This window comes from Megasphaera stantonii, from assembly GCF_003367905.1.
GTDB classification, from domain to species: Bacteria; Bacillota; Negativicutes; order Veillonellales; family Megasphaeraceae; genus Megasphaera; species Megasphaera stantonii.
This window is the reverse complement of the sequence record NZ_CP029462.1, coordinates 219194-240751: the sequence shown is the minus strand read 5'-3', so window position 1 is coordinate 240751 and position 21558 is coordinate 219194. Positions and strand designations below refer to the sequence as shown.

Annotated in this window: 19 protein-coding genes and 2 pseudogenes; 14 read left to right on the top strand and 7 right to left on the bottom strand. The window is 44.1% G+C overall.

Features of this window, described 5'->3' with window-relative positions:
- Positions 1–454: 454 nt before the first annotated feature.
- From DKB62_RS01105 to tet(W), 4 genes are all read right to left on the bottom strand, one after another.
- The gene (locus tag DKB62_RS01105; protein ID WP_002586615.1) at positions 455–667 is read right to left on the bottom strand and encodes a helix-turn-helix domain-containing protein; all 213 of its coding nucleotides are present in this window, start codon (positions 665–667) and stop codon (positions 455–457) included.
- A complete protein-coding gene (locus DKB62_RS01100; RefSeq protein WP_002586616.1) occupies positions 660–1082 on the bottom strand; it encodes a sigma-70 RNA polymerase sigma factor region 4 domain-containing protein in 423 nt (140 codons plus the stop codon). Before DKB62_RS01100 ends, DKB62_RS01105 begins: the two co-directional genes overlap by 8 nt.
- A 171-nt stretch (positions 1083–1253) precedes the next feature.
- On the bottom strand, positions 1254–1898 hold the full coding sequence (locus DKB62_RS01090; protein ID WP_456318597.1) for a class I SAM-dependent methyltransferase: 645 nt from the start codon (positions 1896–1898) through the stop codon (positions 1254–1256).
- Positions 1899–2070: 172 nt separating this feature from the next.
- Positions 2071–3990 carry a tetracycline resistance ribosomal protection protein Tet(W) gene (gene tet(W), locus DKB62_RS01085; protein WP_002586627.1) on the bottom strand — a complete coding sequence of 640 codons (1920 nt, stop codon included), beginning with the start codon at positions 3988–3990 and terminating at the stop codon, positions 2071–2073.
- Between the two features lie 582 nt (positions 3991–4572).
- On the opposite strand from tet(W), the gene DKB62_RS01075 reads away from it, so the two are divergent.
- The 3 genes and pseudogenes from DKB62_RS01075 (at position 4573) to DKB62_RS12930 (ending at position 11239) form a co-directional block, all read left to right on the top strand.
- Positions 4573–8289 (top strand): S-layer family protein, encoded by a 3717-nt coding sequence (locus DKB62_RS01075; protein ID WP_162860275.1) that lies wholly within the window; start codon positions 4573–4575, stop codon positions 8287–8289.
- Between the two features lie 538 nt (positions 8290–8827).
- The gene (locus DKB62_RS01070; protein WP_157949711.1) at positions 8828–10258 is read left to right on the top strand and encodes an ATP-binding protein; all 1431 of its coding nucleotides are present in this window, start codon (positions 8828–8830) and stop codon (positions 10256–10258) included.
- Positions 10251–11239: pseudogene (locus DKB62_RS12930) on the top strand (O-methyltransferase). The gene DKB62_RS01070 and the pseudogene DKB62_RS12930 overlap by 8 nt, the downstream one beginning before the upstream one ends.
- On the opposite strand, the gene DKB62_RS01060 reads toward DKB62_RS12930, so the two are convergent.
- On the bottom strand, positions 11224–12363 hold the full coding sequence (locus tag DKB62_RS01060) for a DNA cytosine methyltransferase (protein WP_107196099.1): 1140 nt from the start codon (positions 12361–12363) through the stop codon (positions 11224–11226). The pseudogene DKB62_RS12930 and the gene DKB62_RS01060 overlap by 16 nt on opposite strands.
- A 1145-nt stretch (positions 12364–13508) precedes the next feature.
- Entirely contained in the window at positions 13509–13868 is a 360-nt protein-coding gene (locus DKB62_RS01055) for a winged helix-turn-helix transcriptional regulator (RefSeq protein WP_107196100.1), read from the bottom strand.
- Between the two features lie 130 nt (positions 13869–13998).
- On the opposite strand from DKB62_RS01055, the pseudogene DKB62_RS12925 reads away from it, so the two are divergent.
- The 5 genes and pseudogenes from DKB62_RS12925 to DKB62_RS01025 all read left to right on the top strand — a co-directional run bounded on the left by DKB62_RS12925 (position 13999) and on the right by DKB62_RS01025 (position 17809).
- Positions 13999–14840, top strand: a pseudogene (locus DKB62_RS12925) (aldo/keto reductase).
- Between the two features lie 17 nt (positions 14841–14857).
- Positions 14858–15493, top strand: coding sequence for a flavodoxin family protein (locus tag DKB62_RS01045; RefSeq protein WP_107196101.1), 636 nt, complete (start codon positions 14858–14860; stop codon positions 15491–15493).
- 539 nt (positions 15494–16032) lie between these two features.
- Positions 16033–16380 carry a hypothetical protein gene (locus DKB62_RS12455; RefSeq protein WP_157949713.1) on the top strand — a complete coding sequence of 116 codons (348 nt, stop codon included), beginning with the start codon at positions 16033–16035 and terminating at the stop codon, positions 16378–16380.
- Between the two features lie 552 nt (positions 16381–16932).
- Positions 16933–17574, top strand: a complete 642-nt coding sequence (locus DKB62_RS01030; protein ID WP_107196104.1) for a hypothetical protein — start codon at positions 16933–16935, stop codon at positions 17572–17574.
- Positions 17575–17617: 43 nt separating this feature from the next.
- Complete coding sequence (locus tag DKB62_RS01025; protein WP_107196131.1) at positions 17618–17809, top strand: transposon-encoded TnpW family protein; 192 nt, start codon at positions 17618–17620, stop codon at positions 17807–17809.
- Positions 17810–17865: 56 nt separating this feature from the next.
- Here DKB62_RS01025 and DKB62_RS01020 read toward each other — a convergent pair whose 3' ends face one another.
- A complete protein-coding gene (locus DKB62_RS01020) occupies positions 17866–18087 on the bottom strand; it encodes a hypothetical protein (RefSeq protein ID WP_107196105.1) in 222 nt (73 codons plus the stop codon).
- 195 nt (positions 18088–18282) lie between these two features.
- Here DKB62_RS01020 and DKB62_RS01015 point away from each other — a divergent pair, with 195 nt between their 5' ends.
- From DKB62_RS01015 to DKB62_RS00990, 6 genes are all read left to right on the top strand, one after another.
- Entirely contained in the window at positions 18283–18609 is a 327-nt protein-coding gene (locus DKB62_RS01015) for a hypothetical protein (RefSeq protein ID WP_107196106.1), read from the top strand.
- A gap of 117 nt (positions 18610–18726) precedes the next feature.
- Positions 18727–19074, top strand: coding sequence for a competence type IV pilus major pilin ComGC (locus DKB62_RS01010; RefSeq protein WP_107196107.1), 348 nt, complete (start codon positions 18727–18729; stop codon positions 19072–19074).
- 291 nt (positions 19075–19365) lie between these two features.
- Entirely contained in the window at positions 19366–19644 is a 279-nt protein-coding gene (locus DKB62_RS01005) for a type II toxin-antitoxin system RelB/DinJ family antitoxin (RefSeq protein WP_107196108.1), read from the top strand.
- Positions 19641–19838 (top strand): type II toxin-antitoxin system YafQ family toxin, encoded by a 198-nt coding sequence (locus DKB62_RS01000; protein WP_107196109.1) that lies wholly within the window; start codon positions 19641–19643, stop codon positions 19836–19838. The genes DKB62_RS01005 and DKB62_RS01000 overlap by 4 nt, the downstream gene beginning before the upstream one ends.
- Positions 19839–20197: 359 nt before the next feature.
- Positions 20198–20539, top strand: a complete 342-nt coding sequence (locus DKB62_RS00995; RefSeq protein WP_107196110.1) for a nucleotidyltransferase domain-containing protein — start codon at positions 20198–20200, stop codon at positions 20537–20539.
- Positions 20532–20927, top strand: a complete 396-nt coding sequence (locus DKB62_RS00990) for a HEPN domain-containing protein (RefSeq protein ID WP_157949714.1) — start codon at positions 20532–20534, stop codon at positions 20925–20927. Before DKB62_RS00995 ends, DKB62_RS00990 begins: the two co-directional genes overlap by 8 nt.
- The last annotated feature ends 631 nt before the right edge of the window (positions 20928–21558 follow it).

Here is a 21558-nt window from a genome sequence, read left to right as displayed (position 1 = left end):
TTGGGGAAGGCACTCCCCAACAAGTTTCCCGCGAGGGGCAAAACCGCAGAATTGCGGATTTTGGCACCGTGGTAGAAACTTGCTCTCCGTGACTGCAAACTTTCTCTCACTTCCGTCCGCCACTTTTTTGGAAAACTGCAACCACAAAAGTTTGTTTCTCTTTTTCTGCTACTACTAATCCTGTAAAGGGCATTCCTGCCCGCTTTCGCTAAAATGACACCGGACGCAGTGGTTTCTACCCGGTGTTGGAGAAATCCTTTCTCTTTGCCCTCTACTACGGGTAAATGCTCCAAATGCCAAACACCAGGGCAGAAAAATTCCCTCCTCGCTTACTACTACAACCGGCAGGGGGCAAAATGGCCGGGAGCGGAGCCGGACAACAAAAAAAGCAGTAAATCTTTTTCAAGACTTACTGCTTTCGCTGGCCGCGTCGGTGGCGGCTGGTATTCAGTTTTTATGACTTGTCCGGTGGTTCGTCAAGCCGGAACTTGAATTGACAGTCAATTAACCGCTGCTTTACATAGTCCTCCACCTCGGCGTTGACCTGCCCGTTCACTTTTGAGAAATAGCGGATATATCCGGCGTAGTGGAGCAGGACAGCGTTCACGGCTTCTGGGTCGCCCTCACGGGCTTTGAGGATTGTTTCATAGGGGAGAAGTCTACTCATACCGGCTCACCCCCATTTCTTCGCGTAGCCGCTGCAAGGCAAGCTGGATATGCCGCCCCGCTGTGCTGCGTGACCGGCCAATACACGCGCCGATCACGCGCTGCGGCTGGCGCAGAAAGTAATAGCGCAGGATTTCTTCCCGCGTCTGCTCCGGCAAAACAGAGATCGCGTCGGCAAGGGCGGCGTTGCAGAGCAGGACGGTCTGACCGCAGACGGTAAATGGGTATTCCTCGTCCGGCTCCGACGCGGCAAACTGGACAAACTTCTCGTTCATCAGATAGTCAAGGGAAACTTGCCGTTCCCATTGCCGTTTAAGCTTCAAAATCTTGTCCAAGGCGGCACAGCGGATAACAGTCTTGCAAAAGGCGTTGTACCTGCGCTGGATATATTCTTGATAGGCTATCTGGTCGGTCATGGAAATTCCCCTTTCTGAATAATAGTGCGGGGCGGTGGCACTTCTTGCTGTCGCCCCTTGATTGCCTACCAGCAAAGGCGGGCGGGGCTGTCAACGGCTGCGCATATGCGCCGTTCATCTTGACCGTTGACTGGCTCGGCTGGGTTTGCTATTTACCCGACAAACTTGAATTTATTTTAAGCTATCACGTTTTACCTTCTTAAGCCTTACTATCATTACCATAGGAATTTCTTTGTTGGTTTTAAAACATTCTTCATAAAATCCATCAATGACAAATCCAGCTCTAAAACAAAGGTTAAAAATATCTTGTATGGAACGATGATAATAAATCTGCTCTTTCGGTTGCCCTTCAATCGCTATATCATAGTAACTGTGCGGTGTCATATATTTTTCAGTCAACGTGACAAAACAAGGGTGTTGCGTTGCAAAGACAAAAATTCCGCTTTCCTGCAACAGTTCATAAACAGCCATAAGAAGTGGTTCAATATCCGTAATATCCATAATTGCCATATTAGAAACTGCTTTCGTAAAGGCTCGATTTCTTTTTAATTCTAATATACTTTTTCTATCGGTCGCATCCGCCACACAAAATTCAATTTGTTTTGCATATTGTGATTGCCGTCTTTTAGCCAATTCTATCATTTTTTTGCTGTAATCAAAAGCGACAACCGAAGCGCCTCTTTGTGCAAGATACGAAGAATAATTTCCATTGCCACACGCAATATCCAAAATGTAATCCGCAGGATTAGGAGATAGAAGTTCCGTTACTTTGGGACGCACTACCTCTCTGTGAAATTCATTAGATTCGTCACCCATTGCATTATCCCAAAATTGTGCGTTCTCCTCCCAGATTTTTTACTTTCCTCTGTTCCCATGTTCTCTCCCACTCCCCAAATTTGCTTTTTTGCTTCCATTAAATCTTCCTTACTATATTCCATTGTTACCCTCCATAACTTCTGATTGTTGCCGTCTTGACGATTATGTATCTTTACATTACCTTCTGAAACATATGGCGCACCTTGTCCAGGCGGCTGTTTGGACGGCGGGGCTGGATGACCGGCTGACCGACAGCGGCCTGATATCCTTTCAGCTCTGTAAGGCATACGCTCCGCCCGTTGGTGTAAAAGGCCAGATCAGTACGGTATGCCTGTATACAGCGGGCGGGAATCTCGCCAGTAAAGACAACTTCATCCTTTTTTACCTGGGCCGTTTCGATGGTGGCACAGTATTTCGGTGCATCATGATAAGCCCTGGAAAGGTATTCCTGGGGCGCATAGAGGATGAAGGAGAGATAAGGTTCCAGCAGCTGCGTCCCCGATTCCTTCAATGCCTGTTCCAATACAATCGGGGCCAATGAGCGGAAGTCCGCCGGCGTGCTGACCGGACTGTAATAAAGCCCGTATTCAAAGCAAATCTTACAGTCCGTTACGTTCCAGCCGAACAAGCCCTGCTCCAGCCCGTAACGGATACCATCCCTGACAGCGTTTTGAAAACTCTGGTTCAAGTATCCCAGCGAAACCCGGCTCTCGTATTGTACACCGGAGCCAAGCGAGAGTGGTGTAACAGACAGTCCTATGGATGCCCAAAACGGGTTGGGCGGCACCTCGATATGGATGGTGTGGCTGGCTGCTTTGAGCGGCCGCTCCATATAAATGACGGAGGGTTCCTTTACCACTGTTTCAAGCTTGTATTTTTCCGACAGCAAAGCGGAAACAACCTCCAACTGCACCCGGCCCAAAAAAGAAAGAATGATCTCATGGGTGATGGAATCCACTTCGCAACGCAAAAGCGGGTCAGTATCCGCAAGTTGCGTAAGAGCGTCCAGCAGCCGTTCTCTTTGCGCTGCCGTTTTCGGCGCAATCGTCGTCCGCAGCATGGGGAGGGGGTCCTCGCGCCACCTTTTACGAGGGAGCCGGGTTTGGTCCCCTAATACATCGTTTAACCTCACGCTGTCGCTGGGAAGGATAACAATTTCACCCTGATAAGCGGTGTCTGTCCGAACAATTTCCCCTTTGGATGGAATACGCATCTCTGTGATTTTCAGCTTTTCTCTCCCGGCCAGGGCCACCGTATCCCGCAGGCGCAGCGTTCCGCTGTATAACCGTAGATAGACACGCCGCTGGCCGCAATCGGTGTACTCAACCTTGAAAACGCTGCCGCATAGGGCGGCGCCCCCCTGTTCCCCAATCGGTTGGAACAGCCCTGTCACCGCATCCATCAACGGTTGAATGCCAAGGCCATTTTTGGCGCTGCCATGATAGACTGGGAACAGGGAGGCGTCTTGAACCCGCTGCTGTTCCTCCCGCGCAAGTTTTTCCCGGCTGATTGGTTCTCCTGCGATATACTTTTCCAATAATTCATCGTTATTTTCGATGACCGCATCCCATGCTTCTATGTCGGTATTTTCCTCCAGGACTATTTCCGGGGACAGCGACACCGTCTGCTTGATGATAATATCGGCGGAGAGCTTATCCCGAACAGACTGAACCACGCTCTGCAAATCAACGCCAGCCTGGTCGATCTTGTTGATAAAGATAACGGTGGGAATGTTCATTTTCCGCAGGGCATGGAACAGAATACGGGTCTGGGCCTGCACGCCATCTTTAGCGGAGATCACCAAGATGGCCCCATCTAAAACAGCCAAAGAGCGGTACACCTCCGCCAAAAAATCCATGTGGCCGGGCGTATCCACAATGTTAACTTTACATCTGTGCCACTGGAAGGAAGTGACTGCCGCTTGAATGGTAATCCCACGCTGCCGCTCCAAAAACATGGTGTCCGTCCTCGTTGTCCCTTTTTCGACGCTCCCCGGTTCTGAAATGGCTCCGCTGGCATATAGCAGGCTCTCCGTCAAGGTCGTCTTTCCAGCGTCTACATGGGCAAGAATTCCAATATTGATTATTTTCATGTGATTGTCCTCCCTTTACAGCCCCAAAGGGCATAAAAATCCCCAGCAGTAAAATACTTTTACCACTGGGGATTATAAGTTGCGGACATACACATATACAGCATACACCTGTTTGTGATTGCTGTTTTTGGGGATATGTCAAAATTGATAAGGCAAAAGTATTCTTAAATTGGGTACAAAAAACTAAGCCCCTACAAAAGGAGCTATCATAATCCTTTGTTCCCACTATTTGATTATAGTTTTATTTAAGAATACCTTGCCGCATATTTTTTACTCCTTTTCTGGATTAAATCATTGTATCACATCAGTTTTAGGAAAGCAAGTACCTAAAAGAAATTTTTCTTCCCCTTATATGTAACAATCATACCGGCTTCCTAGCGTTCAGAATGTTTTCTGCTGTCTGCTGTGGTGTTTGGTTGGAATTGTCCAACCAAAAGCCGATCCGTGGTGTTGTCTGCATTTTACTAAATACAAATTCAATGTATACAGAAAGATATAAGGAGTGGGAGGGATTCCGCCGTAGTTGGCATTGTAGGAAAATCCAAAAGTTTAGATTTTCCCACAATGCTTATCTTTTGGTCTTTGGTTCGGAATAGTGTAGTGCTGGCGGTCTATCTCTTGTTTTCGGTTGCTTGCTTCCTTACCGTACATGAGCATTTGACCAACGAATCCAGCGCAGATGGCTTTGGAACCATAAAAGCTGATGGAAGTATTACCCTTACGACGAACGGCAGCCTGATCAATATCCGTGATATAGAAAGTGGAAAGACCTTGACGATCCATGCTGCTGCAGCCGTTACCAATAAAGAGACAGGGACGCTGAATGGTAATGACGTAGTGATTACGACGGGCGACGTCGATAATACAGGCCTTATTTCGGCCAACGCGACAACTTCTATTGCATCATCTCATGTAAAGAACCATGAGAATGGCCGCATGTACGGCGACGATATTGCCATTACGGCGGATACTATAGAAAACCGGCAAAATACAGAATTAGAAGAACAATTAGCTGCGGCGATGGCCGTCTTGGCGGAAAAGGAACAGGCATTGGACAACGCCTATCGTGTCGACGTCACAAAGTACACGAATGCGTCCCAGGAACAGCAATATAAAGATGCGATTGCTGCTGCGTCTAAAGCCTATGACGACCAGCTGGCCGTCGTGCAGGGCATTCAAAAAGACATGGCGACTCATAAATCCGGAACGATAGCGGCCAGGAACAATCTTACGGTTACCGGGGCGAAATCTGTCTTCAACAGTTCCGGTGCGCTGCTGTACAGCGGCGGTGATATGAAGCTTACGGCAGGCGATACGATCACGAACCGTGGTGCGACTATTGACAGCATGGGCAACCTTACCCTGACGGCTTCCCAGGTGTCCAATGAAAACGACGCCTTTTCCGCAAAGCGCGTCGGCGGGGACTGGATTAAGAATCCGGAAAAGATACGCATAGACCAGGCTGGACATTCGGAACAGGGACAGGCCTTTGTTCGCAGCGAATTTTCGAATTTAAGCAGCGGCTACGGCGCGTACCATCATCCGGGGGCGATGGAAATTTACGAGCCTGCTTATGATATCGTTGAAGAACCGGGACCGGACAATACGGCAGATCCGGCTTATCCGGTAGGATCTAAAATTGCAAACTACGATTGGGCTGACCCGATTTTTCAAACGTTCGGGCTGGCGCCGATGACGTCCGCCCGGCCGGAAGAAGCTGGCGTGGCTCAGACGGACTGGGATACCCGTTTTAACGCGCTTCTGGAACAGTTACAAACTAAAATCACGAGGCACAACGCCGAAGCTGAAAAACATAATGCGGCGTTGGGCATTGCCGACAGGCAAAAAATTAATGATTACACGATCATTCGTACCCATTCTCAGACTTCGGAAAATGTCGTCCAGTCGACAAACGCCGGTGTCATCCGCAGCGGCGCAGATATGGCGATTAACGGCGACCTTCGCAACGAAAACAGCCAGATGGCTGCCGGAAATACGATGACGGCGACTGGTAAAATCGCGAATGTGGCTAAAGAAAATCAGGAGCTGACCGTAACGTTTGGGACGACACAGGGAAGCTATACCTATAGAAGACCTCGTCCGCATAAAGCGCGGCGGCGTGGGTATAACTCCGAAGTATTTATGACGCCGCAAGTAGAAGCCGGCAATACGTCGCCGATGAACGTATCTTCCTTTGAAGACCATTCAGATAATGCCCCTGCCGGGCAGGATATTACACAGGCAGCCCGGGATGACGCCAATAAGTTCCTGGACCCATTTACTATTGATACGTCGGGCAGTACGGTGACACCCAGTCAGTGGCAGGATGCGTCACGGAATCTGACGAGTTCCCTGTATAACCTGAATCCGGATACGACGGCAAAATACCTCATTGAAACCGATCCGGCTTTTACGAGCAAACATAATTTCCTTTCGTCGGATTATATGTACGAGCAAATGAAGTGGGACCCGGAACGGGTACCGAAACGCTTAGGCGATGGGTTTTACGAACAACAGCTCATCCGCGACCAGATTTTAAACCAGACGGGACAGCGGTATCTGGACGGTTACAGCAGCGATATGGAAGAGTATAAGGTCCTGATGGATGCAGGGATTGCCTATGCCAAAGAAACGGGCCTCGTGCCGGGCGTATCCCTATCGCCGGAACAAGTCGCAGCCCTTACCAGCGATATGGTATGGCTGGAAACAAAAACGGTCATGGTAAACGGCGAGCCGCAGGAGGTCGTCTATCCCCGTGTCTATCTGCGGGCTAACAGCGATATGACGTTATCTGCCGACGGCAGCCTGATGAGCGCCAAGAATCTCGTGATCGATACGAAAGAAGCTGTGGAAAACAGCGGCGTGCTGCAGGGAAAGGCTGTCCAAATTCAGGCAGGGCTGGTACAGAACACTGGCCGTATACAGGGCGGCGCCATTGGAATCCAAAGCGAATCGGATATCTACCAGGGCGGCCTGATGACGGCGGCCGATTCCGTGCAGCTGTCGGCACAGCATGATGTCGTCATGGATACTACGGTAACGCATTTTGCCAATCAGGATGTGCTGAACCGCACGGCGGGGATTGCCGTGACGGATAAGGACGGCGTGCTGCTCGTCGAAGCCGGCCATGATATCAACCTTGCCGGGGCGACCTTACAGGCGTTGGGAGATAATGGTGCGGTGATCTTGCATGCTGGAAATGACGTAAACCTGACGACGCAGACCTTGTCGGCGAAAAAAGACATGACCCTTAACAGCGATAATTACCTGCGGACGCAGTGGCAGACGGAAGTCGGCACGTCGATTGACGCCAAAGGCGGCGTTGCTATAAAGGCTGGCCAGGATATCAACGCGCGGGCGGCGTATATCAACAGTGATGACGGCACGGTTGCCATGGCAGCCGGACGGGATATTAACCTCACGACGGGCCGTGAAATTGCCGTGGACGATTTTGGCCTGAAGCATAAGGAATCGGGGCTGTTGTCTAGTTCGACGACGACCATTCGCACCCATGACGATCATCAGACAGTCCTTGGCACGACGATTACCGGTAAAGAGGTACAGCTGGGCGCGATGCAGGATGTGAATATGACGGCAGCTGCCGTTGCCGGGCAGAATGACGTGACCGTTGCGGCAGGGCGCCATGTGACAACGACATCAGATATGCAGTATGATAAGGCAACAGCCTATACGAAGGTCAAATCCTCCGGCGTATTGGGCGCAGGTCTTGGCATCATGATTGGTACGCAGAAGATGAAGGATAACTATGAAGGGGAGTTCAAGACGCAGATCGGGACGACCATTGGCTCTTCCGAAGGCAGCGTGACGATTGCCGCCGGCGATACGGCGCACCTGACGACGACGGATATTATCGGTAAGACAGGCATAGATATTGCCGCCCAGGATATTATCCTTGACGGCAAGAAGAACGAAGCCCATGAACGGCAGACCCATGAAGAATCCATGTCGGGGCTTACCATCAGCCTGAGCAGCCCGGTGATTGAAGCTGCGGAAGGCGTGCGTAGCACGATTCGCACGGCTCAGACAAGGGATAATAAGACCTTGCAGGCCTTAGAAGCCTATGAAGGCGGCAAGACGCTGAACGACCAGATTCATGCCATGGAACAGGGCGGCATCGGTTTTGTCGGTATTCATGTCGGTATCGGTTCCAGCTCGTTTAAGCAGGAATACCAGAACGATACGGTTACCTATGCCGGCGGGACGCTGGTAAGCGAAGGGACTATCACAATCGCTGCCGGCAGTGAAGACCAGCGCAAGGAAATAGACGGACGTAAATAAATAACTTTTTGCCCGCTAAGCACTTGTGTGGTTTGCATGCATTGTGACGATGTCAATACTGTTTATGTGCGGTTACTGGGAGCTATTTGCCGTTTACCGTATTCTGCGCAGTTCTTTGATTAGTGTACATATTGTGAAGAGGCGATAACGGATTTGCGAGATAGAATAGGCTTTAGCGCGAATAAAGAAGTAGTTTTTCTTGTTCTGATAGTGTATGATAGTAGCGCATCATAGGTTTTCGCCAAAATATAGATTACTTGGGTATACACTATTATATCAGAAACATATGTGTCATTTTTTGTTGAGTATTGCACTTGCATTGTAGATTTGAGGCATAGAAAAAAAGCCGGAACTTCGCCTTTAGACAAATGTGAGCGCCATCATTGAGTGTTGTTGTCCAATGGTGGCACTCACATTTTATTTTATCGTTGGAAAAAGGCAGTCGCTCTTGATGAATACTTTAGTGAGAAGTATAATAAATGTATCTAAAATCAAAATGAACCCTATGACCCTATGCAATTTGAAAGGTGTGATATTTATGGCTGCTAAAGCACAAGGTGCACCAACAAAAGAATTTTTTGTTGGAATGCTTACAAGAGATATTGAGCTGAGCGATGCCATTCTAGACTTGTTAGACAATTGCCTTGACGGTGTAGTGCGACAAAAGAAAGGCATTGATAAAACAACAACCTCAAATTATTATGCAGGTTTTTTTTCCCACATTTCCATCAGCAAAGACTCTTTCATTATTGAAGATAATTGCGGGGGAATCCCAAAAGATGTAGCAGAAAAATATGCATTTAGAATGGGACGATCTTCTGCAAAAGAGGCTGAAGAACTGCCTACGGTCGGTATTTATGGCATAGGAATGAAACGAGCGATTTTTAAAATTGGAAAATCTGCGGTTGTGTTTACTCGAAATGATAAATCCTTATATAAAGTTACTATCCCTGAAAATTGGGCAAATGATGAAAATGAATGGGATTTCCCTATGGAAAATCTTGAGAATACCGACTTGCTTGTAGATGGTGGAACAAAAATCTATATATCAAATATCAATCCGGGAATAGTAGAAACATGGGGAACGAAAGATAAATTAGATGTTTTTGTAAATAGTCTCATCAAATCCATTCAGCAAAGCTATAGTTTTATTATACAAAAAGGCTTTGAAATTGAAATTAATGGTCAACACATAGCACCTTTGCCTATTAAGTTGCTTTTAGATGCCAATAATGCAACTTCAATCAATCCTTTTTTGTATCAACAAACGTTTGACGATGTTCATGTTAGCCTTGCCATTGGTTTTTATGCTCCGCCACCTTCTCCTGAAGATATCGACGATGAAAACAATCTAAAGCGTTCGTCTTCTGATGCAGGTTGGACGATTGTTTGTAATGATCGCGTTGTTTTATATAACGATAAAAGCCATCTCACTGGTTGGGGTGAAGCTGGAGTTCCGCAATATCATACTCAGTTCATCGGAATTCGTGGAATTGTGATTTTTGAAAGTAATAATCCGAAAAAACTTCCAATGACGACTACTAAACGTGGTATTGATACGTCTTCCAATATCTACGCTGCGGTAAAAGATAGAATGCGCCAGGGATTAAAAATGTTCACTGATTATACTAATCGTTGGAAAGGACGTAATGACAGTGAACGTGTTTATTCACTGGCAGCAAAAAGTGTTTCTATTGATAATTTAATTGGGTCTAAAGATAGAATAGAAGCCTTTGCTCCTGTAAAGTTTCGTCAAAATAAAGGTGGATTTGTATTTAAACCAACTCTGCCAAAACCAAAAAATGACAAGCCTTATCGTAGAATTAGCTTCAGTCGTAGTATTGATGAAGTCAAAGATATTATTGAATACTTGTATGACGATAGAGAGCATTGCATGACCCCTTCACAAGTTGGAGAAAAATGTTTTGACCTCATATTAGTTAAAGCCCACAGTAAGGAAGGTGAATGATTTGGCAAAGCAACCTTTCTATCATTTGCGTCCGAACAAAAGTATTGATCGAAGCCTTTTTGTTCAGACGTTAATTGGGCTTAGCCGTGAACTTCCAATATCTGATTACAAATATACCGGATTTGGCTCATATCTATTTGATGATTTTAAATTGTTGCATGATACACTCAATATTTCTGATATGGTTTCTTTAGAAAAAGATGAACTCGCGTTTCAACGTGCTCAATTTAATTCACCTTATGGATGCATTTCCATAAAAAATACAGAAAGCACACAGTATATATCAGATTTATCGATTCAAGATGGCGAGCACAATATTTTTTGGCTTGACTTTGTAAGTCCTAGTGAACTTGGTACCCAATTGTCAGATTATTCAACATTGCTCAATCAATTAAATCCTGATGACATTGTTCGTATAACACTAAATGCCAATCCTGATTCACTCGGAAAGAGTCAACGCCCAGATAAGTTGCAAGAACAGAGATTACAAACACTCATAGATAGAGTTCCCGATTCTTATATCTGGCCTTCAATTTCTTCGGTAGATGTGACAACAAAAAATATCCTCTTACGTTACTAAAAATATTAAAAGCGGCTACTATGGAGTGCTTGTCGGAAAATCCACCGTACAGCCCCAATTTCATGCTTCCACTATTTTCCAGTGTATATGCTGATGGACAACAAATGGTGACATTTACTGGCATAGTTTTAGATTCCCATGAAAAAGAAGCCAGAATTAAAGAGTCTCTTAAAAATTATCCACATAATACTTTTTCATGGGATACCCCCTCAAGAATAGAGATTCCCGCTCTATCTGTCCGAGAAATCACAGAATTAAATAAGTTGCTGCCAAATCCAGATATAAGGCAGCAACTTATTGAACTGTTTCCGTTTATTTTTTCAGAAAAGGAAGGACAGGCCGTAGATAGCTATATATTCTACTACAAGTATTATCCCAATTATCATCAAGTCAGTTTTTGAAAAATTGCACTAAGTACTCGTTCAGCAACGATAGGTGATACACTATTACCAATTTGTCGAAAGCCGTGCCAAATTGTATCAGGAAGTTTATACCAGTCTGGAAAACCTTGCAAGCGAGCGGCTTCTCGTGGAGTTATCACCCTAGCGTATTGATAATGAATTGGCCGAACAGCCTGAAAACTCCCTTTCTCTGGACCTGTACCAGCTCTAAGTGTGGGACAAAATCCTTCCGGATTAAGTCTAGTGGATTTTGAGATGCGATCTTGTTGGCCGTAAGCAAGAGTTGCATATCTGCGGCGCACAGGAGTTGTATGTTTTGTTGGAAAACAGCCGTTTACTTCGTGTCGGGTTTCATAACGTCGGATGTATTCATCATTGCCGACGCCTAAAGGACGCATGCCGACTACTCTTTGATAGAAGAACTCCGACTGAAGATGTTGAATGTTTGGATTAAAGTAATCAGCTAATAATGTTTGTAGACCATTGCTATTAGCATGAAAATGTATATTCGATGGAATTCCTTCCAAAGCTGCTCGAACTCGTGTTTGTTCATTCGCAGCCACTTTCATACACGCTATATCTGCAATAGTAAATGGCTGAATAGCCGGATGATCTCTAAAACCTATAAAAAAGTATCTTGTACGTGTAGTCGGTGCACCATATTCACTTGCATTTATACTTATCGGAGGAAGTAAGTGGTAATCTTTCACATGTGAAAATGCTCTTTCTCGTATTGCGTCATATTTAGGGTTCATAATTCCGGGAACATTTTCTGCGACAAAAAAAATGGGTTTTAACTGTTTTATCAATATAAAAAATTTTTCGAACAGTTGATTTCGAGTATCGTTTATGTCACCATGACCAATGCTACTAAAGCCTTGACAAGGTGGGCCACCTATAATGCCAACTAAGTTGTCTGCAGCTACTCCTGAGAGTTCCAATAATGTTTGCCCATCTAATTCCATTATATCTCTTTGGATATGAGTACTATGTGGAAAATTGGTGATATGCGATGCAATAGCGTGTGAATCTAATTCGACGGCGGCAACAACATTGAACCCTGCCCGCGATGCTCCAAGACTTAATCCGCCAGCTCCAGCAAACAAATCAATGACATCAGGCATACAGTTACCCCCTCTCTTTAAAAATAAGCAAAAAAATTCATTCTCTTATTCTACATTAGTTTTCGTGAAATTTCAATTCATAGATAGAGCGAGACAGTGTCAAGTTGTTGTGGGTATGTAGTGGACAGAAACCTCTTGACATAGAAATCAGCCTTTTTGTATCTAATGTATATGGTGATATATGCTGTTTTGAATATCTTTCCTCCCTTTCGTGCCATGCGCCTTTGCTCTCCGGCATGCGGTAGCTGTGCTCTGCATCGTACACGCAATACGGCAGCCGCCGGCGTCGGCATTGTCGCATAAGTTCCTGTGAGTTCAGGCCTGGTACTGTATCGGAGGGGGTTTTCGTCAGGCAATCTAAGGCATAGCGCCACACGTCCCCGCCGTTTATGAATCAGGTTGTTGCGGATAATATAAAGCGGTTACAATAAGAGAATGGATTATCGGTACAGTAATTATCGGATGCTATTGGGTATGGGAGGGATGACATTCATAAAATGGAGGAAGGAAAACGGTTTTTAGATTAACAATGATTGTTGATTTGACACCACATTTTGGCATCACTATAGGCAGTTTTGAACTAGGTAACATAAAACAAGAGCCCATTTCAAGTTTTGTATAAACCTTGAAATGGGCTTTATGTATAATTTAAATTTATTAAACTTGCATTTTTTATTTCTATATGTTATAATTTGGGCAATACAAGGGAATGGTGCTTTTTATATTCAAGATTCTTATCATACCTATCTCTATACTCCTAAATTAGACCATTGATATCAACTTTTGAACTTATCTGCAAAACAGCCTGCATAGAATGTGTACTCTATGTAGGCTGTTTTGCAGCTTGGGGCGGTCAGATATTATTCACCATTCTGCTGGACACCCCGGAAACATGTCGGCTTTATGATGCTCCCTGCTTTGCAGTAATAACATCTAAGTCGTGGTTTTTATATTGGCCGGAGAATCGGTGTTGTTGAAACTGATTGAATCAGTGCTATCAGCAAAGGAATGTTGGCAAAAGTATATTACTCCTCATATTTCAGGAGGTTTTTACTTGGAAGAAACTCCGTGTCAGAACATTGCATTTCGTGAATTCGTTGTGTTGATGACATGATACTGGGCATCTACATTCTAAGGGTGTCGGATTAGTGCTGCCCAGAGCAGGATAAGGAGACCTCATGCCCTTCCGCGATTAATTTATGTACATGCGCTTCACCCCAGTTACAGAGAAGGTCCAATACGTCTGATAAGGTGATTCCGTAGGTGCTCAGGGAATATTCTACGCGAGGCGGCACTTCCTGATATACCTTCCGGCATATAATCTTATCGCGCTCCAGTTCGCGAAGCTGCTGAATCAGCATCTTCTGGCTGATGTTGGGGATTTTCTTTTGCAGCTCGCTGGTTCGGAGGGTTCCGTGCCGCAGATTACACAGTATAATAGGCTTCCATTTTCCGCCGATGACATCCATGGTTGCTTCTACACCGATATTGTACATTTTTTTCATATCCTATACGCCTCCTAGTTATGCAAAACTTACCATAGGGTAAGTATATCACGAAAAAGTAGGTACTTCACAGCGGTACCTCATTGTGTTTATAATACAGGCAACCCATTGTAAAGTAAAGGAGAAGTTTATGACACCATCATATTATTTACGAAATCACTATGCAATTCCTGCGGTTGGATACGGTACGTTCCGCACGGCGGACGGCACCGAGACTGAAAACGCAGTACGGCTGGCACTTAAAGCCGGGTTCCGCCATATTGACGGAGCAGCGGCGTATGGGAATGAGAAAAGCGTAGGAAGAGCTATACAAAAATCAGGTGTAATGCGTAAAGACCTGTTTATTACCAGTAAGGTATGGAACGACGATAAGGGCTATCAGTCTACAAAAAATGCGTTTTACCGGACTCTTCAGGATTTGCAGACGGACTATCTGGATTTGTACCTGATTCATTGGCCGATTGCCAAGGCAAGTCGGGATCGCTGGCAACAGACCAATTTGGAAATCTGGCGGGCTTTGGAGGGCTGTATCGAGGCGGAAAGATTAAAGCTATCGGTGTGAGTAATTTTTTGCCCCGTCATTTAGAGCCTCTGTTGGCGGCGGCAGAAATTCCTCCCATGGTGAATCAAATAGAAATTCATCCAGGGATGCTGCAGCAGGAAACCGTAGATTTTTGCCATGCCCACGATATTCTGGTAGAAGCATGGGCCCCATTTTCAAACGGGCAGATTTTTGGAAATCACGTATTGCAGGAAATTGCCGGGAAGTATCGTAAATCCGTAGCTCAGATAGCGCTTCGCTGGCTTGTGCAGAAAGGAATTGTGCCGTTACCCAAATCCGTCACGCCGGAACGGATTCAGGATAACCTGCATATTTTTGATTTTACGATTTCAGACGAGGATATGAAACAGATAGACCGTATCACGGACTGCGCCGGTTCAGGTCTTCATCCGGATCATGTTGATTTTTAACAAGGAGATATTAGGTTATGAAAGTAGTTGCATTTAACGGTAGTCCCAAAAGCAAGGGAAATACATACCAGGCTATCCGTGCTGTTGCTGATGAATTGGAAAAAAACGGCATAGAGGTAGAAATTGTCCACGTAGGAAACCAGGTGATACGCGGTTGTATGGCTTGCGACGGCTGCGCGCGGAATCAGAATGAACTGTGTGTTATGAAGCAAGACAGCGTAAATGAGTGGATTCAGAAAATGAAAGCAGCAGACGGCATCATTCTGGGATCGCCTGTGCATTTTTCTGCTATCGGCGGGACGATGAAATCATTTTTGGACAGGGCGTTTTATGTTGCTTCCGTAAATCAAGGCCTGTTTCGTCATAAAGTTGGCGTAAGTGTCGTTGCAGACCGTCGGGCCGGCGGCACCGCCGTATTTGATCAGCTGAATAATTTTATTAATTATTCCGAGATGGTCATGCCGTCTTCCAATTACTGGAATGTAGCGTATGGGACAGAGCCGGGAGACGTGACGCAGGACGCAGAGGGCATGCAGATCATGCGCGTTCTCGGACAGAACATGGCCTGGCTGCTCCATGTAATGCATGCCGGCGCCTCGGTTGTAAAACCACCAAAGAGGGAAGAAAAGACTTTTATGAATTTTATCCGCTAAAAAAATGGAGCTATACATAAGGAGTTAAATCCATTATGTATAGCCCCATTTCTTGATTCATGTAGTCTTAGAAGAGGTGAGATGTCGAGAATGTTTATGTTGTTTTACTACTCTGCATCTCATTCCAGTCAAGATTATCATCTTGCCGTTGAGGAGGATTTAATAGGGATTTTTAGTGTTATTATTTACTTAATAGTGACGATTTCTTTGAAATCGACGAAAACAGAATATAACTTTATCCCACACGAAGACCAGCAGTATTTCCTGAAAGATATCGAGCATTTTATAAAGGGAATATTACGAGAGAACAGTTTATAGATAAGCTGAAATATTATGTGGCATTAGATTTATATTACACGCACATAGGAAATTCGGACAATATAAGCGGAGACTTGAACGATGGTGGAAATTGGTTTATAGCTTCACAACTGGATAGAAACTCACTGACAGATATATTTGCTGGAGAAGGCATTGGGACGACTTCTGGATTCAGTACTGCATTATATGAGTTTGTGTTGAAAAATTAACTAAAGTTGCTGGTGATAAGAGCTACTCGCTTTCACCTGAAGATAGAAAAAATACTTAGTAAAACTCTAGGACAAAGATCTGGTTCTCTTTTTGATTTTATTGCAACTGGAGATAATCTTTGGGAAAATCATAGGAGATTTACCGACATAAATAATGAATTAGAAGCAGATTGGATGGACTTAACAGCATGGGGAAAAGGATTTGCTGCAGGAGCTATTGGAAATAGAGCAATAGGACCAGTTGGTGGGGTAGCAAGTGCTATTGTAGTTACAACAATCGAATCTCAAAAATCAGAAATTGCTAAACGTGAAATGGAAGCGAAAGAAAAAATGGAAGAAAAGCAAAAAAAGAATAAATAACTATGGAGGAAAATAAATATGAATTTAAAATTCTTTATGACTTACTATGTAATGTTTCCGCTAATAATTCTATGGCTCGTAAAATCATTTATATTAAAAAAATTCTTAACTAAAAAAGAAATGATGATAAATATGTATGCTCCATCTAAGTTTTTTTTGGTTTACTAATATTCTTTTTATTTTTTCGTTAGTATATTCTATTTATACAAATATATACACCTCTTCATTAGAAAGTATGAAAACTTCTTTAAATCTTTTATCAGGTGCTTTCATATTATGGTTTTTAGTTGTAGTCTATGCTAGATGTAAGTATTTTAAAATTCATGATCAAAAAAAAGACGCTTATATTGATGTGTTTCTTTTTCTTATATTAATAGTAATAATATACACATAATTATTTCTTTATTTTCGGACTATATGTAGGAACAGATAAAATGACACCTGGAACGGGTACGGAAACGCTTAGGCGATGGGTTTTACGAACAACAGCTCATCCGCGACCAGATTTTAAACCAGACGGGACAGCGGTATCTGGACGGTTACAGCAGCGATATGGAAGAGTATAAGGCCCTGATGGATGCAGGGATTGCCTATGCCAAAGAAACGGGCCTCGTGCCGGGCGTATCCCTATCGCCGGAACAAGTCGCAGCCCTTACCAGCGATATGGTATGGCTGGAAACGAAGACGGTCATGGTAAACGGCGAGCCGCAGGAGGTCGTTTATCCCCGTGTCTATCTGCGGGCCAACAGCGATATGACGTTATCTGCCGACGGCAGTCTGCTGAGCGCCAAGAATCTCGTGATCGATACGAAAGAAGCTGTGGAAAACAGCGGCGTGCTGCAGGGAAAGACTGTTCAAATTCAGGCAGGGCTGGTACAGAACACTGGCCGTATTCAGGGCGGCTCCATTGGAATCCAAAGCGAATCGGATATCTACCAGGGCGGCCTGCTGACGGCGGCCGATTCCGTGCAGTTGTCGGCGCAGCATGATGTCGTCATGGATACTACGGTAACGCATTTTGCCAATCAGGATGTGCTGAACCGCACGGCAGGGATTGCCGTGACAGGTGACGATGGCGTGCTGCTCGTTGAAGCCGGCCATAATATCGACCTTGCCGGGAAGAACTTCCGGGAGGAAAACGCCGGAGCCACCAAACAGGCGGCGAAAGACATTGTAAACCGTAAGCATGAGTAATTTTTTGCCGGACGGCGCAGCCCCGCCCGGAGAAAGGAGCGCCATGAGCGAAGAAACCCGTACCATTCAGAATGTAGACACTACCCCGGCCAGAGCGCCGGAGGACGTCCCCGCGCTGGTAAAGAAAATCGGTAAGACCACCTACAAGGTGCGCGTCCATTTCAGCGATACCAGCACCGAAACCATGAGCGACAAAATCAAGCGTATGCTCAAAAACGAGATACAGCAGATGTGATAGAACAACATAAAAAGGGTATCATCGAGGTTGCAAGCTCGATGATACCCTTTTTATTACACGACTTTAAGGCGAGAACGACGAACTTTTTTCTCTATTCCTTCGTTAATGATGTCGGAATTTTGACGAATAAACTCGGCAACATATTCGGCTCCAACTTCGTCATTATAACCCTGAACCCCGCCTTTTTCAGTATAAACATAATGGGTAAATGCAGCGGCACCAGATACCTTTTTACCCGAATCGTTTAGGTACGAAAAATCAAGTTTCTTTGCCATGTATATTCACCTCCTTTTCAAAGGCAATGTCCGTTTGCTATTTTCATTGTAAGAGGCAAGGAACACTAAGTCAACTGAATTTTTTATGAAATGATTGAAAAATCCTTGACAACTCGTTTCGGGATTTACGAATTCATCACGAACAAAAAATATGATATAATTAACATAAAACATTAATAGAAATGAGGTGCTTTAATGAGTAAAGATTACGTTTATGTTGTAATGCTGGATGGTTCTATTGTATATGTGTCAAGAGATAAAGAAAAAGCGCAAGCATTTTCTAAAGATCACTTCGACAAAGCTTGTCAAGAAGTTTTGAACGATTGGGAGATTGATGATCCGAATGAGAAAAATTTGGAAGAGGCTGCTATTCAAGCGGGAATGGATGGAGAGAACTGTACGATATTTGCAATAGACATTGCAAATAAAACAGAAGAAGATACCGTAGAGTTACCAAACGGTGATGAGGTTGATATGGAAGAAATATTGGAAAAATTAGAAGAAGAGGATGATTTTTCATAATCACAATCTTCAAATTTAATAATTTCATGGGAGTTCTAATCGTCACTACTTGCTTAGTAGTGACGATTTTTTTTAATCGGCGAAAATGAAGTGTAGAAATTACACTACCATACATACATGGAAATGCTGGTTGTCGTCAGCATTATTTTGATTTTAGCTACCGTTGCCGTGCCGAAGTTCACATCGGCCGGGAAAACTACAAAAATCGCTAAGCGTGAGGCCGATTTGCATACGATCAGCAATGCGGCGGCGCTGTATGCAGTCGAAACTAACGCGTATCCCAATTCCGTCGACGATCTGGTAAAGAAGGACAGCTCCGGCAAAGCCTATCTCCAGTCCAAGCCCACATTGCCGGACGGAGCGGAATACAGTATTAACAGCGAAGGCGTCGTGTCCGGCGTATTTGACGGCGTGACCTATGATTCGGCAGCCAACCATCGGATGACAGCTGCGGAGAGCAGCTGATGCCTGAGACATAACTGTTGATACAGCTGCCGCCTTGAGCTGGGGATACGGCATATGGCTGTCATGGCCTTATGTACGATTGTCGTCTATACAGATATATCCTGGTATTGGATTCCCGATGGATGTGTGCGTTGACGGAGCTGCCGTAGCAGATGGCCTTATAGTCATCTATGGTGCTGTTAGGATCGGCTTTGTTCTGTGCTGCTACATTTACACATTATCAATTAATTTGCATATTTGTATTGTAAATGTAATACAAACATAATACAATGACCATAAGAGGTGATTATTATGGCCAAAACAGCGACAATTAATATACGAATTGAGCCAGAAATTAAAGCCGATGTAGAAAAGCTATTTTCCAGCTTTGGGATTACCGTCAGCGACGCCGTAAATATCTTTTTGCGCAAATCGTTGATGGAAGGCGGGCTGCCCTTTGACGTGAAACAGCCGCGGTATAATGCGGAAACCGAAGCGGCTATGCAGGAAGCTAGGAACATTGCGGCAGGAATGGTTCCGGCAAAGCGGTATGCGAATGCGAAAGAATTATTTGAGGACTTGGGCGTATGACGTATGAATTAGTCACGACTGCAAAATTCCGCAAAGATATCAAACTCATGAAGAAGCGCGGCAAAAATTTGAAGCTGCTGCAGGAGGTTCTCGATACATTATTGGAAGGGAAGCTGTTGGATGCAAAATATAAAGACCATGCACTGGTAGGAAATTATATTGGCTTTCGCGAATGTCATATACAGCCGGATTAGTTGTAGTATATATGATACTCAATGAATAGCTGATTGTAACGGTATCCTGCCCGATCTCATCCTGATGTATTGTAACCATGCTATCAAAAGAGCGCTCAAGATATGGGCGCTTTTTTGGTATTTGACTTTTGTTTACCGGTAAGCATGCCGTATGGTTTGCGATGCTCTGTTTTAGTGATTTTTAAGTAGTTTGTTGTCGTGGAATATAGGTAGAAAAGCCTTTGTCAATCATCATTGATTTTCGGGTAATGCCGTAATCTGTGGATGTATAGCATGTTGTACGTAATTTATCATTCTATATATTTCCTGCATTTCATAGTATAATAATGACATAATTAATATGAAGGAGGATATTTTTTATGGGACAATATCAACAAAAAACTCCTGAATTTTTAATTGAATATGTTAAGCGAATCAGCACCATTTTACAAGATGATTTTATTGCCGCAAAATTGTATGGCTCCTTTGCGCGTGGAGAACAGACCGATGATTCGGATATTGATATTGTAATATTTACAAAGAAAACCCAAGACCAATATATAAGTTTGATGAAAAAAATTGTAGATGTTACGATGGAGTATAATGATAAATACAATGTATGGATTTCTCCTGTTTTTCAAAATTATGAATTATTTAAACAAAGAGAAAAGATAGTTCCATATTATCAGAATATACAGAAAGAAGGCATCAGAATTGGATAATATAGAATTATCCCGGTATAGATTGGCCAGAGCTGAAGAAACGCTTATTGTTGCAAAAGAATTATACACGAATAAACACTATAAAGACGCAATTAATCGCAGTTACTATGCGGCTTTTTTTGCAATGAGAGCTGTATTTGCCTTGCAAAATACAGATTTTAAAAAACATAAAACGTTATTGGGAAATTTTAATAAAGAATATATTTCTACTGGAAAATTACCCAAAGAATGTGGCAGAGGGATACACATGTTGGCCCTTATTAGGGAAGCCAGCGATTACGATGACTTTTTTGTTGTAAGTCAGGAGGAATGTGAAGAACAAATTCGGTTTGTTGAAAAATTAGTTAAAGATATTAAGAAATTTATGGTTACACAATGGAATTCATGATGTAAAATGCTCATCAATTTGAAATGAACGCATTGAATGGATTGCGCGGAATGGAGATAGTAAAATATCGATCGAATACTTGAATAAAGTGGTTCGAGTATATGCTCGGTAAGCCCACCAACTGAATCATAGATGCAGGATAGAAGGTTCGGCATCTGAATATAAAACACGGAGGCAGCAAGTGCAGAGAACTTGCTGCCTCCGTGTTTTGCGTATATGATAGAAATATATAGTTAAAGTTACCGAATCATTATCCGCACGGATCAGGCGAGAACTTTTCAGTGGTATATGGGAAATGTTAAAAAAGTAGCTGCCTTGGCAGCTGCTAAGGCTAGTGAAAAATTGACACAAATCACGGTTGAGAAGAGTATTTCTACAACAGCCAAGTGAGTGTACTTTCTAAAACTGTCGGCAGCAAAGTGAATGCTGGATTGCAGTTAGGATTTCTTATGGACAATATTGCTGAAAATGCCGACCTTGTTTCAGAGGATGCGCCAAGAATCTCGAAATGGATACGAAGGAAGCTGTGGAAAGCAGCGGCGTACTGCAGGGAAAGACGGTCCAAATTCAGGCAGGGGTTGTGCAGAACACCGGCCGTATTCAGGGCGGCGCCATTAGAATCCCAAGCAAA

What these genes read in the sequence shown, in the direction of transcription:
- DKB62_RS01045 (WP_107196101.1), top strand. Translation starts at nt 14,858, where the DNA reads ATGAAAGTAGTTGCATTTAACGGTAGTCCCAAAAGCAAGGGAAATACA.
- DKB62_RS01025 (WP_107196131.1), top strand. Translation starts at nt 17,618, where the DNA reads ATGAGCGAAGAAACCCGTACCATTCAGAATGTAGACACTACCCCGGCC.
- DKB62_RS01000 (WP_107196109.1), top strand. Translation starts at nt 19,641, where the DNA reads ATGACGTATGAATTAGTCACGACTGCAAAATTCCGCAAAGATATCAAA.
- DKB62_RS01070 (WP_157949711.1), top strand. Translation starts at nt 8,828, where the DNA reads ATGGCTGCTAAAGCACAAGGTGCACCAACAAAAGAATTTTTTGTTGGA.
- DKB62_RS01055 (WP_107196100.1), bottom strand. Translation starts at nt 13,868, where the DNA reads ATGAAAAAAATGTACAATATCGGTGTAGAAGCAACCATGGATGTCATC.
- DKB62_RS01005 (WP_107196108.1), top strand. Translation starts at nt 19,366, where the DNA reads ATGGCCAAAACAGCGACAATTAATATACGAATTGAGCCAGAAATTAAA.
- DKB62_RS01090 (WP_456318597.1), bottom strand. Translation starts at nt 1,898, where the DNA reads ATGGGTGACGAATCTAATGAATTTCACAGAGAGGTAGTGCGTCCCAAA.
- DKB62_RS01015 (WP_107196106.1), top strand. Translation starts at nt 18,283, where the DNA reads ATGAGTAAAGATTACGTTTATGTTGTAATGCTGGATGGTTCTATTGTA.
- DKB62_RS01010 (WP_107196107.1), top strand. Translation starts at nt 18,727, where the DNA reads ATGGAAATGCTGGTTGTCGTCAGCATTATTTTGATTTTAGCTACCGTT.
- DKB62_RS01030 (WP_107196104.1), top strand. Translation starts at nt 16,933, where the DNA reads ATGGAAGAGTATAAGGCCCTGATGGATGCAGGGATTGCCTATGCCAAA.
- DKB62_RS01105 (WP_002586615.1), bottom strand. Translation starts at nt 667, where the DNA reads ATGAGTAGACTTCTCCCCTATGAAACAATCCTCAAAGCCCGTGAGGGC.
- DKB62_RS01100 (WP_002586616.1), bottom strand. Translation starts at nt 1,082, where the DNA reads ATGACCGACCAGATAGCCTATCAAGAATATATCCAGCGCAGGTACAAC.
- DKB62_RS01020 (WP_107196105.1), bottom strand. Translation starts at nt 18,087, where the DNA reads ATGGCAAAGAAACTTGATTTTTCGTACCTAAACGATTCGGGTAAAAAG.
- DKB62_RS00995 (WP_107196110.1), top strand. Translation starts at nt 20,198, where the DNA reads ATGGGACAATATCAACAAAAAACTCCTGAATTTTTAATTGAATATGTT.
- DKB62_RS01060 (WP_107196099.1), bottom strand. Translation starts at nt 12,363, where the DNA reads ATGCCTGATGTCATTGATTTGTTTGCTGGAGCTGGCGGATTAAGTCTT.